Origin of the sequence: Nocardia sp. BMG51109 (assembly GCF_000526215.1) — a bacterium.
GTDB lineage: Bacteria > Actinomycetota > Actinomycetes > Mycobacteriales > Mycobacteriaceae > Nocardia.
Genome location: NZ_JAFQ01000004.1, coordinates 7678627 through 7690496 on the forward strand (window position 1 = coordinate 7678627; position 11870 = coordinate 7690496).

Annotated in this window: 9 protein-coding genes and 1 pseudogene; 5 read left to right on the forward strand and 5 right to left on the reverse strand. The window is 70.8% G+C overall.

Translation table 11 applies throughout. The annotated features are described in order from the left end of the window. Positions 1 to 52 precede the first annotated feature (52 nt). Complete coding sequence (locus D892_RS0136110) at positions 53 to 1402, forward strand: glycosyltransferase family 87 protein (protein WP_024805918.1); 1350 nt, start codon at positions 53 to 55, stop codon at positions 1400 to 1402. A 58-nt stretch (positions 1403 to 1460) separates the two neighbouring features. Continuing rightward, entirely contained in the window at positions 1461 to 1916 is a 456-nt protein-coding gene (gene msrB, locus D892_RS0136115; RefSeq protein WP_024805919.1) for a peptide-methionine (R)-S-oxide reductase MsrB, read from the forward strand. A gap of 105 nt (positions 1917 to 2021) precedes the next feature. On the opposite strand, the gene hemQ is transcribed toward msrB, so the two are convergent. The 3 genes from hemQ to hemE all read right to left on the reverse strand — a co-directional run bounded on the left by hemQ (position 2022) and on the right by hemE (position 5964). After that, on the reverse strand, positions 2022 to 2717 hold the full coding sequence (gene hemQ, locus D892_RS0136120) for a hydrogen peroxide-dependent heme synthase (RefSeq protein WP_024805920.1): 696 nt from the start codon (positions 2715 to 2717) through the stop codon (positions 2022 to 2024). A gap of 218 nt (positions 2718 to 2935) precedes the next feature. Then, the gene (locus D892_RS0136125) at positions 2936 to 4282 is read right to left on the reverse strand and encodes a protoporphyrinogen oxidase (RefSeq protein WP_024805921.1); all 1347 of its coding nucleotides are present in this window, start codon (positions 4280 to 4282) and stop codon (positions 2936 to 2938) included. Positions 4283 to 4887: 605 nt separating this feature from the next. Next, entirely contained in the window at positions 4888 to 5964 is a 1077-nt protein-coding gene (hemE, locus tag D892_RS0136135) for a uroporphyrinogen decarboxylase (protein WP_024805923.1), read from the reverse strand. 173 nt (positions 5965 to 6137) lie between these two features. On the opposite strand from hemE, the gene D892_RS0136140 reads away from it, so the two are divergent. Both D892_RS0136140 and D892_RS0136145 read left to right on the forward strand, forming a co-directional pair. Further along, complete coding sequence (locus D892_RS0136140; protein WP_051500041.1) at positions 6138 to 6689, forward strand: DUF3000 domain-containing protein; 552 nt, start codon at positions 6138 to 6140, stop codon at positions 6687 to 6689. Between the two features lie 22 nt (positions 6690 to 6711). Further along, positions 6712 to 7917, forward strand: a pseudogene (locus D892_RS0136145) (HRDC domain-containing protein); the annotation flags it as partial. Here the strand turns inward: D892_RS0136145 and D892_RS49890 are convergent. After that, entirely contained in the window at positions 7828 to 8628 is an 801-nt protein-coding gene (locus D892_RS49890; RefSeq protein ID WP_369801791.1) for an enoyl-CoA hydratase-related protein, read from the reverse strand. The pseudogene D892_RS0136145 and the gene D892_RS49890 overlap by 90 nt on opposite strands. Positions 8629 to 8697: 69 nt before the next feature. Next, positions 8698 to 10587 (reverse strand): 1-deoxy-D-xylulose-5-phosphate synthase, encoded by a 1890-nt coding sequence (dxs, locus tag D892_RS0136160; protein ID WP_024805927.1) that lies wholly within the window; start codon positions 10585 to 10587, stop codon positions 8698 to 8700. Between the two features lie 412 nt (positions 10588 to 10999). On the opposite strand from dxs, the gene D892_RS0136165 reads away from it, so the two are divergent. After that, positions 11000 to 11674, forward strand: coding sequence for an SIMPL domain-containing protein (locus tag D892_RS0136165; protein WP_024805928.1), 675 nt, complete (start codon positions 11000 to 11002; stop codon positions 11672 to 11674). Positions 11675 to 11870: the final 196 nt, after the last annotated feature.

Sequence of the window (11870 nt, forward strand, 5' to 3'; positions counted from 1 at the left end):
GAACACCGGGTCCGAGCAACCGTTTCGAAGGTTTCCGGTGTACCGTGCCCCAGTGTTCCTTCGTCAGCTCGAGCCTCGCTCCGCTCGGACCACCTCCGAGGTCCTGAACTTCGCGCTGTGGCCGTTCGCGGTCATGACTGTGCTGCATCAGGTGTTCATCGAGGGCACCAACAGCAACATCACCGACGACTTCGCGCCGGTGTACAAGGCGTCGCTGGCCTTCCTGAACGGGCGTGCCATCTACGGCGAGAACTTCGATCTCGTCGATCCGCACTACCTGTACCCGCCCAGCGGCACCCTGCTGGTCGCGCCGCTGGCGCTGATCGATCCGGAGAAGTCGAAGTGGCTGTTCGTCGCGCTGAACGCCGCGGCGATCATCCTGGCGTGGTACCTGATGCTGCGCCTGTTCAAGGTGAGCGTCCGCTCCTTCTGGGCGCCGCTGACCCTGCTGCTCATGTTCGCCTCCGAAACCGTCGTCAACACACTGGGTTTCGGCAACGTCAACGGCTGCATCCTGGCGGCCGAGGTGATCTTCATCCTGCTGCTCCTGCGGCGCCGTGACCTGTGGGCCGGGCTGGTCATGGGGCTGACGATCGCGGTGAAACCGACCCTGGCGCCCCTGCTGCTGATCGCGCTGGCGCGGCGCCAGTGGAAGGTGTTCATCACCGGACTCGGCGTGCCCATCGCGCTGATCGCCCTCGCCTGGCCGCTGATCAAGGATCCGATGGACTACGTGCGCCGCACGCTGCCCTACTCGCTGCAGGCGCGCGACTACTTCAACAGCTCGATTCCGGGCAGCGCCGCGTACTGGGGCCTGGATTCGTGGCTGACCTACGTCATCCGCATCGTGCTGGGTGTCATGGTGCTGGTCTCGCTGTGGCTGCTGTACCGCTACTACCTGCACGACGAGGTGTTCTTCATCTGCACCGCCGCGGGCCTCCTGCTCACCGCGGAATTCGTGCTGACCGCGCTGGGGCAGCAGTACTACTCGATGCTGCTGTTCCCGTTCCTGATGTCGGTGGCGCTGCGCAATTCGGTGCTGCGGAACTGGCCGGCCTGGTTGGCGATATTCGGTTTCATGACCTACGACAAGTGGTTGCTGGACCACTGGCAGAGCACCGGGCGGACGCTGGAGTATCTGCGGGTGACGCTCGGCTGGAGTCTGCTGCTGGTCGTGGTGTTCTGCGTGCTCGGCGACCGGTACCTGGCCGCGCGGCGGGAGGGCAGGCTGAGTTCCGGCATCGACCCGACGTTCCTGTCCGGGCCCGGGCCGCGACCGAACCCGATCGCCGAATCGCCGGACGGTCCGGCCGGGCAGCACAACGGCAAGAATCTCACCGAGACCGCCGCCGACGAGAAACCCGAGCCGCGGGCCGATTCGCACGTGGGGGCGCTGAAGTAGCGCAGCGGAGACCGCCGAGCGCCGCGGGGCCACGGCACGGAGCCATTAGACTCTGGTTATGAGTTCCGATGCCGACACCTCGCTGCCCGCGCCGAAGATCCGGCTGACGCCGCAGGAGTGGCGGGGGCGGCTGTCGCCGCAGGAGTACGCGGTCCTGCGCGAGGCCGGTACCGAGCGCGCCTTCACCGGCGAGTACACCGACACCGAGACGACCGGCGTGTACGCCTGCCGGGCATGCGGCGCCGAGCTGTTCCGCAGCGCGGAGAAGTTCCCTTCGCACTGCGGCTGGCCGTCGTTCTTCGATCCGGCCGACTCCGACGCGGTGATCCTGCGGTCCGACGACTCGCTGGGTATGCGGCGCGTCGAGGTGCTGTGCGCCCATTGCCACAGCCACCTCGGACACGTCTTCGAGGGTGAGGGCTACCCGACCCCGACCGACAAGCGGTACTGCATCAACTCCATTGCGCTGCGGCTGCACCCCTCGGACACCCGGACACGCGAAGCAGACGCGTGAACTCTACGTCCCGTACGGTTCGCCCCGCATGACCCGAGAATCCGGGGCTGTCCCGGACAGCGGTGACGTGGCAGTGCGTCTCGGCGCTTCTCAGGGCAGCGCTTCTCAAGGCAGGGCAGTGATCAACTGTTCGACGTCCACCCGCGGGCCGGTGAAGAACGGCACCTCCTCGCGCACGTGGCGGCGGGCCTCGGTGGCACGCAGATCGCGCATCAGGTCGACGATGCGGTGCAGCTCCGGGGCTTCGAAGGCGAGGATCCACTCGTAGTCGCCCAGCGCGAACGACGCCACCGTATTGGCCCGCACGTCGGGATAGCCGCGGGCCTCCTTGCCGTGGTCGGCCAGCATCTTGCGGCGCTCGTCGTCGGGGAGCAGGTACCAGTCGTAGGACCGCACGAACGGGTACACGCAGATGTAGTTGCCCGGCTCCTCCCCGGCGAGGAAGGCCGGGACGTGGCTCTTGTTGAACTCGGCCGGCCGGTGCAGCGCGGCGTTGCTCCAGACGGGCGTGCTCGCCCGGCCCAGCTCGGTGGTGCGGCGGAAGTCGGCGTAGACGGCCTGGAGATCCTCGATCCGCTCGGCGTGGGTCCAGATCATGAAGTCGGCATCGGCGCGCATCCCGGCGACGTCGTAGAGCCCGCGCACCACGACGCCCCGCTCGGCCACCGCGTCGAAGAATCCGCGCGCCTCCTTGATCGCCGCCTCCCGATCGTCCCCCAGCGCCCCGGGCCGCACCTGGAAGACCGAGAACATCAGGTAGCGGATGGTCGAGTTGAGAGCCTGGTAATCGAGTCGCGCCATACACCCATCCTGCCACTGCCGGTCTCCCCCGGACACAACCGCACCCGGCCCCCGTTCTCGCACCCCGACACACCGATGAAACGCGGTGCGCCGCAAGATAAGAGGTGCGGGTAACCGCGGTTGCTCGCGGCTCATCCGCTCCGGTGCTCCGGGCCGCCACCGCCACCTCCTCGGCGACGTCTTCGACGACCGACCGATCGGGGCGGGCGGGCGCAGGCTCAACCGAGGTGCGCGAGAATCCGGTCGGCGGCGGCCGTTCCCGAGGCGGTGCAGGCGGGCACCCCGACACCGTGCAGGTAGGCGCCCGCTACGGCCAGCCCCGGCACACCAGCCACAGCGGATTCGATGGCGGCGACGAGTTCGGTATGTCCGGGGGCGTACTGGGGAAGGCCGCCGGGCCAGCGTTGTACCCGCGCGGCCGACGGCGTGCTCTCGATTCCGGTCACGGTGCACAGGTCCTCCGCCGCGGCGGCGATCAGCTGCTCGTCGGACCAGGACAGCGGGGTGTCGTCGCCGGAACGGCCGAAGGAGGCCCGGACCAGCGCGACATCCCGTTCGGCCAGATGCGGCCACTTGCGACTGGACAGCGTGAACGCCTTGGCGCGCAACGGCTCTCCGGTGGCGACGAGGATGCCGGAGTTGTCGGGCAGCGGGGTGTCCACCGGCAGGGCCAGGGCGACCACCGCCGACGAGGACAGCTCGATGCGCGCCATGGCCTGCGCCGCCTCCGGCGCCGCGGCGCGCACGAGGGCCGCCGCCGCGGGGGCCGGCGTCGCGACGATCACCGCGTCCACCTCGCCGAACGGATCGAGCCGCCAGCCGTGCGCCGTCCGAGCCGGACTCGTTGGGGTGACACCGGTTTCGAGCTTCGGCGCGGCGGCCGACAGCAGGGCGTCCAGCAGCGCCCGGTACCCGTCCCGGATTCCGCCGAATACGGGCCCGGCCGACGGCGGCGGCAGCGCCTCGGACACCGCCCGCGACAGGCTCGGCGCACCGGCGTCGAGCGCCGCGGCCAGGCCGGGCAGCGCGGCCCGCACCCCGATCGAATTCGCCAGTCCCGCATACACTCCCCCGAGCAGCGGATCCACGCTGCGGGCCACCACCTGCTCGCCGAATCGGTCGCCCACCAGGTCACCGACCGTGGCGTCGCCGCCGCGCGCCCATCGCAACGGCCGGTCGGGCTCGCCCGCGATCCACGCCAGCGTCTCCTCGTCCACCAGCCCGGCCACCGCGTCCGGACCGGCCGGAATCCCCATCAGCGTCCGCTCCGGAAGCGGATGCGCCGCCGAACCGGACCAGATCAGGGGGCGCCGCCCGGCGGGATACACCAGCTGGTCGTCGAGTCCCAATTCGGTGAGCAGGGCAGGTATTTCGGGCCGCCGGCCCACGAACGCCTCGGCTCCCAGATCGACCGGGTCGCCCGCGATCTCGTCGGTGCGGAGCACACCGCCGATCCGTTCGGACCGCTCCACCAGGACGAGCTCGAGTTCGGGCCCCAGCGCCCTACGCAGCCGGTATGCGGCGACCAGCCCGCTGATCCCCCCGCCGACCACTGCCACCCGCATCGACCACTCCTCGTCCCACTCACCCGCGCCACGCCCACCGAACGTTCCGGTCCGACCGGGCACCGAGTACCGGCATGAGCCCTGTCCCCTGCAAAGTACTCTCGCTGCCGAACCGACCCCAGAGGGGCGGCCTACGGCATCCCGATCGCCCGCGCGGAATCGCCGGCAAACGACGCCGTGGTGACCGCCGCGCCAACCGAACCGGAGCACCACGCGGGTTCCACCGCGGTCGGTTCCGAGCCTCCGCCTGCCCGGCTGCGAGCGCAGCGGGCGCCGCAGACGCGCAGTCGTCATTGCCAACGGGGCAATGAGCGACTCGCGCCCGCTCGTCACACAGCGAATCGGGCCGCGGTGCCGGGATCGCTGTGGTGCACGGCGACATCATCGACGCCGACCACGCGGTCGCCGCCGTGTCGCGCGACAACACGATCCGCACCGCCTTCGCCCCGGACGGATGGCGACCGTGCACGCCGCCGACCGACCGCGCAACCGAATGTCTGCCGCAACCGACGGCCGGACCGGGGACGAAAAGGCCGGTACAGCTCAACGGCCCAGGCGTACATAACGCTCGCACCGGACCGATATCGGACTGCCGCGCACGGCGCCTACAGCGGGGTGGGCAGGCTGTGGATCAGCTCGACGGTCGCGGTGATGGCGCTGGGGTCGGTGTCGGGGAGGACCCCGTGACCGAGGTTGAAGATGTGGCCGGCGGCGCCCATCGCGATCGCCTCGTCGGCCTCGTGGGCGATGCGGCGGATCTCGCGCTCGATCGCCGCGGGCCCCGCGAACAGCACGGCCGGATCGAGGTTGCCCTGCAACGCCTTTCCGGCACCTACCCGCCGGACGGCATCGGTGAGCGGTACGCGCCAGTCGACACCGACGATATCGGCGCCCGCCTCCCCCATCGCGCCCAGCAGCTCGCCGGTGCCCACTCCGAAGTGGATGCGCGGCACGCCCGCCGCCGCGAGCTCGGCGAACACCCGTTCCGAGTGCGGCAGCACGAATTCCCGGTACTGCGCCAGCGACAGCGCGCCGGCCCAGGAGTCGAACAGCTGCAGCGCGTCCACGCCCGCGCCCAGCTGTGCGCGCAGGAATTCGATGGTGATGTCGGTGAGCACGCCCAGCAGCGCGTGCCAGGTGTCCGGATCGGCGTACATCATCGCCTTGGTGCGCTCGTGATGCCTGCTCGGGCCGCCCTCCACCAGATACGAGGCGAGAGTGAAAGGGGCACCGGCGAATCCGATGAGCGGGACGTCGCCGAGCCCGTTCAGCAGCAGCCGTATCCCCTCGACCACCGCGCCCACCTCTTCGCGGCGCAGCCTCGGCACGGCGCGCACGTCGTCGGCGGTGCGCACCGGATTCGCGACCACCGGCCCCACCCCGGGCGCGATGTCGAGGTCGATCCCGGCCGCCTTGAGCGGAACGACGATGTCGGAGAACAGGATCGCCGCATCCACGCCGTGCCGGCGAATCGGCTGCAGGGTGATCTCACAGATCAGCTCGGGGTCGAAGCACGACTCCAGCATCCCGACGCCGGCCCGCACCTCGCGGTACTCGGGCAGCGACCGCCCGGCCTGACGCATGAACCAGACGGGTCGCCGGTTCGGCGTGCCGCCCGTGGCGGCAGCGAGAAACGGCGCATCGGACAACCGGCGGCGAGTTGGAGTGCTCATCACGGCCATCGTATGCGGCCGCGACGGCCGTCCGCACCGCCGCTACCCGGCGCGCCTCCGACCGCGCCGGGCCGTTCGGGTCTACCGTCGCATTCGTGACACCGCTCGACTTCCGCGACGGCGCCGCACCGACCCCGGGCCCCGACAGCGAACCAGCCCAATTTCGCGCCGCGGTCGATGCGATGGGCAGCGCATCCGTGCACCCCAGGATCGAGCTCGCACCGATCCGGCCGCCGCAACGCCTGGCACCGTATTCCTATGCCATCGGAGCCGAAGTCAAACATCCGGACGCGAACGTCGTCCCGGTGGATTCGGAGGGCGACGCGTTCGGGCGGTTGATCCTGCTACACGACCCCGAGGGCCACGAGGCCTGGCACGGCGTGTTCCGTCTCGTGGCCTACATCCAGGCCGATATCGACGCCGCGCTGGCCGGCGATCCGCTGCTGCCCGAGGTCGCCTGGAGCTGGCTGGTGGACGCGCTGGAATCGCGGGGCGAACCGTGCACCGCGCTGGGCGGTACCGTCACCTCCACCAGTTCGGTCCGCTACGGCGATATCGCCGGACCGCCCCGCGCCTATCAGCTGGAGTTGCGCGCGTCGTGGACGGTGGGCTCCCCCGAACTCCGACCGCACGTCGAGGCTTTCTGCGAAGTACTGGCCTATGCGGCCGGTTTGCCACCGGCGGGCATCACCCATTTGCGGCCGCCTCCACAGATTGCCGACGACCAGTTCTGACCGCCACGTAAAGTTCAGGGCTATGCCCATAGCCGACGAATCCGAGAATCCCCCTCCTGGGATCGGCGGAACCGACGATGTCACCGTGCCGCTGCTGGCACCGGCCGACGGTGTGCCGCCGGTACTGGACACCGCCGCGGCGGTCGCCGATGCCGCCGCCCGGCTCGCGGCCGGGACGGGCCCGCTGGCGGTCGACGCCGAGCGCGCATCGGGATTCCGTTATACCAATCGCGCATATCTGATCCAGTTGCGGCGCAACGGCTCCGGCACCTTCCTCATCGATCCGGTCCCGGTGGACGGCGCGCTGGGCCCGCTGGCCGAGGCGATCAACGGGTTGGAGTGGGTGCTGCATTCGGCCGATCAGGACCTGCCGGGGCTCGCGGAACTCGGCCTGCTTCCGGCACGGCTGTTCGATACCGAATTGGGCGGTCGGCTGGCCGGTTTCGAGCGGGTCGGGCTGGCCGCGATGGTGGAGAAGCTGCTGGGCCGCGAGTTGCGCAAGGGCCACGGCGCCGCCGACTGGTCGACCCGGCCGCTGCCCGCGGACTGGCTCAACTACGCCGCCCTCGATGTGGAGTTGCTGCTGGAGCTGCGCGAGGCGGTTGCCACCTCGCTCGACGACCAAGGGAAAACCGGCTGGGCGGCACAGGAATTCGAGCACGTGCGCACCAGCCGGCCGGCACCGCCGAAAGCGGATCGCTGGCGGCGCACCTCGGGCATCCACACGTTACGCCGGGCCCGCCAGCTCGCGACGGTACGCGAATTATGGCTGGCCCGTGATCATCTGGCCCGTCAGCGCGACGTCGCACCGGCGCGGGTCCTGCCGGATTCGGCGATCGTCGCGGCGGCGCAGGCGGATCCGGCCTCGATCGCACAGCTGCGCGCCCTGCCGATCTTCGGCGGGCCCCGCCAGCGCCGATATTCGCGCGACTGGCTGGCCGCGGTGGAACAGGCTCGGGCCCTGCCGGATTCGGAGCTACCGCCCCTCACCCAGCCCTACGACGGGCCGCCGCCGGTGAATCGCTGGGAACGCCGCGATCCGGCCGCGGCCGCCCGCCTGACCCGCGCCCGCGCCGCCATGACGGAACTGTCCGACGACTACGCGATTCCGGTGGAGAATCTGCTGACCCCGGACCTGTTACGCCGGCTGTGCTGGGACGGGCTGGCCGAGTTCGGTTCCGCCACAGTCCCGGAGGATCCCGAACGCGCCGTCGACGACTACCTCGCGGCGGGCGGCGCCCGGCCCTGGCAGCGCGCACTCGCGGTGCCCCGGTTGACCGCCGCCCTGTTCGGCCCCGGACCGTCGTAACCGGTTCGGCGACAACTTCTCTCCGCGTTCTCTCCGCGCCGTCCCGGGGGTGTCGAGCCGACGGCGTTCAGTCCTCGAAGATCGGCGGGCGCCGGTCCCGCCGCGCGCGCATCCCTTTTGGGCATGGGCGGGGCCCTCCGTGGTGACGCTCCGCTGCCGCCTCCGGGCCTGACCGCTCATGCCGAGTTCGGTGGAGGTGAGCCCGTTGTTGATGCCCGCGGCGCGGAAGTACGCGCCCTCGGCGGCGATCCGGATGTCGGCGCCGACGCCGAGGCAGAAGCCCCCGCCGATGGCAGCGCCGTTGATCGCCGCGATCACCGGCTGATGCATGCGCCGCAGGGCGATCATCACGTCGTTGAGCAGATCCATCGAGCGGCGCGCGATGCTGGTCTTGGTCAGCCCGCCGATATTGGGCACCTTGCCCGCGCCCTGCAGGTCGGCGCCGGAGCAGAAGCCGTCCCCGGCACCGGTCAGCACCACCGCGCGCACGTCGTTGTCGGCGGCCACCGACTCCAGGGCCTCGCGCAGCGGCACCATCACGTCGAAGGCCATGGCGTTCATCCGCTCGGACCGGTTCAGGGTCACCAGCGCGACCTGCGGGCGAGGCTTCTCGACGAGCACGAACGACATGCGAACTCCCTCCGGTAACGGTTCGAAAAACCTGTAACCGGTTTCAGAAAATCCGCACAGGGCGGCTGCTCAGACTCCCCCGAGCCACCCGGTGACGCGCCGGGCGATGTCGTCGGGAGTCAGGCCCAGTTCCTGATGGATCTGCGCGCGCGAGCTGTGGTCCAGGAACTGTTGCGGCACACCGAGGTCCCGGGTCGGCACGTCCATTCCGGCCGCGCGCAGCCGGGACGAGACCGTGCAGCCGACGCCGCCGTGCGTCCCGCCGTCCTCCACCGTCACGACCAGGCGGTAGTTCTCGGCCAGTTTCACGACCGTATCCGAGACCGGCAGCACCCAGCGCGGATCCACCACCGTGACCGAAATATCCTCCGCCGCCAGCAGATCCGCGGCCTGCACCGCGATCTGCGCGAACGGGCCCACCGCGACCAGCAGCACGTCGCCGCGCACGGTCTGGGCGGCGCCGCCCTCGGGCAGCCGCAGCACGTCCACCCCGTCCAGCCGCTCGGCCGCCGAGATCTCCTCGGGGACAGCGCCCTTCGGGAAACGGACGGCGGTCGGCCCGTCGCTGATCGCGAGCGCCTCGGCCAGCTCCTCGCGCAGCGTCGCCGCGTCGCGCGGGGCGGCCACGCGGATGCCCGGCACGATGCCCAGCACCGACAGGTCCCACATGCCGTTGTGGCTGGCGCCGTCGTCGCCGGTGATGCCCGCCCGATCGAGTACCAGGGTGACCGGCAGGTGCAGCAGCGACACGTCCATCAGCAGCTGATCGAAGGCGCGGTTGAGGAATGTCGAGTAGATCGCCACCACCGGATGCATCCCGCCCAGGGCCAGTCCGGCCGCCGAGGTCATCGCGTGCTGCTCGGCGATGCCGACGTCGAACATGCGGTCCGGGAAACGCTGGCCGAACGGCGCCAGCCCCGTCGGGCCCGGCATGGCCGCGGTGATCGCGACGACGTCGTCGCGCTGCTCGGCCTGGCGGATCAGCTCGTCGGAGAACACCGACGTCCAGCCGACGGACTTGCCGCCGCGCGGCTGCCCGGTCTCGGGGTCGATGGCGCCGATCGAATGCATCTGGTCGGCCTCGTGGTCCTCGGCCGGCTGATAGCCGCGGCCCTTCTGCGTCACCACATGCACGATGGCCGGGCCGCCGAAGTCCTTGGCGCGGCGCAGGGCCGCCTCCAGGGCCACCGTGTCGTGCCCGTCCACCGGGCCGAGGTACTTCAGGCCGAGATCGCTGAACAGCTCCTGCGGGGCCACCGCGTCCTTGATGCCGGCCTTGAACGCGTGCAGCATCGAGTACGCCGAACCGCCGACGCGCGGGATCCCCTGCACGAACCGCTTGGTGGCGTCGAGGGCCTGCTCGTAGACGGGCTGCATGCGCAGCGCGCTCAGGCGGTCGGCCACGCCGCCGATGGTGGGCGAATACGAGCGGCCGTTGTCGTTCACGACGATGGTCAGCGAGCGGTCCGGCCCGCCGGCGATGTTGTTCAGCGCCTCCCAGCACATGCCGCCGGTGAGTGCGCCGTCGCCGACCACGGCGACCACGTGCCGGCGCTGCTTGCTCAGCGCGAAGGCCTTCGCCAGCCCGTCGGCGTACGACAGCGCCGCGGAGGCGTGCGAGGACTCCACCCAGTCGTGCGCGCTCTCCGCTCGGCTCGGATATCCGGACAGGCCGCCCTGCTTGCGCAGCGTGTCGAAGCCGTCCTGGCGACCGGTCAGCATCTTGTGCACGTAGGCCTGGTGGCCGGTGTCGAAGAGGATCGGGTCGGCCGGCGAGTCGAAGATCCGGTGCAGCGCGATCGTCAGCTCGACCACGCCGAGGTTCGGCCCGAGGTGACCACCCGTCACCGCGACCTTGCGCACCAGGAACTCGCGGATCTCCTCGGCGAGCTCCTCGATCTCCGGGACCTTCAGCCGGCGCAGGTCCTCGGGCGTATCGATCCGGGAAAGAATTCCCACCGCTGTTACTCCCTCTGGATCGCTCGTCTGTTTCAGACAGTCTACGGAGCCGTCCAGGCCCCTGATGACCAGAATGCGAAGGCTGCTATGCGACACGCGGGTCCGCTGTGGTGCGTGTCATGTCCTGACGCCGCCCGGACGAGCTGTGTGCTGTGTCCCAAGCACTCTGGCGACGGCCTCCGCCGCTGCGTGACACCACGGTAGACGGTGCCGGGTCGATCGCCGAACCGGCCGGGCCCGCCGCAGCGACCGGTCGCGTTCGGACGGGCCCACGTCGCTGCTGGGCGGCATCGGCCGGAGCGGGCAGGATCGACGGCACGGCCCACGCGCGGGAACGTCCGCGGCCCACCGGCGCACACGATCCATCCACACCGCCCCATCGACACCGCCCCATAGACCCAGGAGGACCCGGATGACCGACGATCGGCCCCACCCCGCCACGGTGACCACCTTCGGGCACGGCACCGCCACCGGCACCCCCGACCTCGTGCGAGTGTCGATCTCCATCGAAACCCGTTCCAGCACCGTGGCTCTCGCCTACCGCCAGGCCGGCGAACGCACCACGGCGGTCACCGGCGCGCTGCGCGCCGACGGTGTGCGCCCGGCCGATATCGGTACCACGGGTCTGTCGGTCCGCACCGAGACCACCTGGCTCGACGGCGGCGACACCCGGATCACGGGCTACCTGGCCACGACCGCGCTGTCGGTATCGCTGCGCGCCGACCGCACCGACTCCGGCGACCCCGACCCGGCGACGGTCGTCGCGCACGCCGTCGACGCGGGCGGCGACGAGGTCCGCCTCGGCGGCCTGCAACTCACCTTCGCCGACACCGCGGCGCTGCTCACCCGCGCCCGCGACGCGGCCTGGGACGATGCCCACGCCAAGGCCACCCGCTACGCCACCCGGGCAGCCCGAACGCTGGGCCCCGTGCTCGAGATCACCGAGCACACCGCCGCACCGCCCACCCCGGTCTCCGGTCCCGAGATCAAGGCCGTAGCCCTGGCGGCCCCCGTCGACCCGGTCCCCCTCGAATACGGAGAATCCCAGCTCACCGCCGCCCTCCGCGTCACCTGGCTGCTCGACTGACGCCGCACCGGCGTCGACCGGCCCCCGCAGCACCGAGCGTAGATCCCTTACGATCGTCCGCTACCCACCCCCACGACGGCGCGCCGACTTCCCCGGACGTGCGCAGGGGATTCGCCTGGTCCGGCGAGAGGTGCCGGGCACGTTCACTCCCCTCTCGCACCCTTTGCACCGGACCGACACCACGCACCCGCAATGG

Excerpts from the sequence above, each read along its gene's own strand:
- msrB (WP_024805919.1), top strand. The coding sequence starts at position 1,461 with ATGAGTTCCGATGCCGACACCTCGCTGCCCGCGCCGAAGATCCGGCTG.
- hemQ (WP_024805920.1), bottom strand. The coding sequence starts at position 2,717 with ATGGCGCGACTCGATTACCAGGCTCTCAACTCGACCATCCGCTACCTG.
- D892_RS0136125 (WP_024805921.1), bottom strand. The coding sequence starts at position 4,282 with ATGCGGGTGGCAGTGGTCGGCGGGGGGATCAGCGGGCTGGTCGCCGCA.
- hemE (WP_024805923.1), bottom strand. The coding sequence starts at position 5,964 with ATGGCCGTGATGAGCACTCCAACTCGCCGCCGGTTGTCCGATGCGCCG.
- D892_RS0136140 (WP_051500041.1), top strand. The coding sequence starts at position 6,138 with ATGGGCAGCGCATCCGTGCACCCCAGGATCGAGCTCGCACCGATCCGG.
- D892_RS49890 (WP_369801791.1), bottom strand. The coding sequence starts at position 8,628 with ATGTCGTTCGTGCTCGTCGAGAAGCCTCGCCCGCAGGTCGCGCTGGTG.
- D892_RS0136165 (WP_024805928.1), top strand. The coding sequence starts at position 11,000 with ATGACCGACGATCGGCCCCACCCCGCCACGGTGACCACCTTCGGGCAC.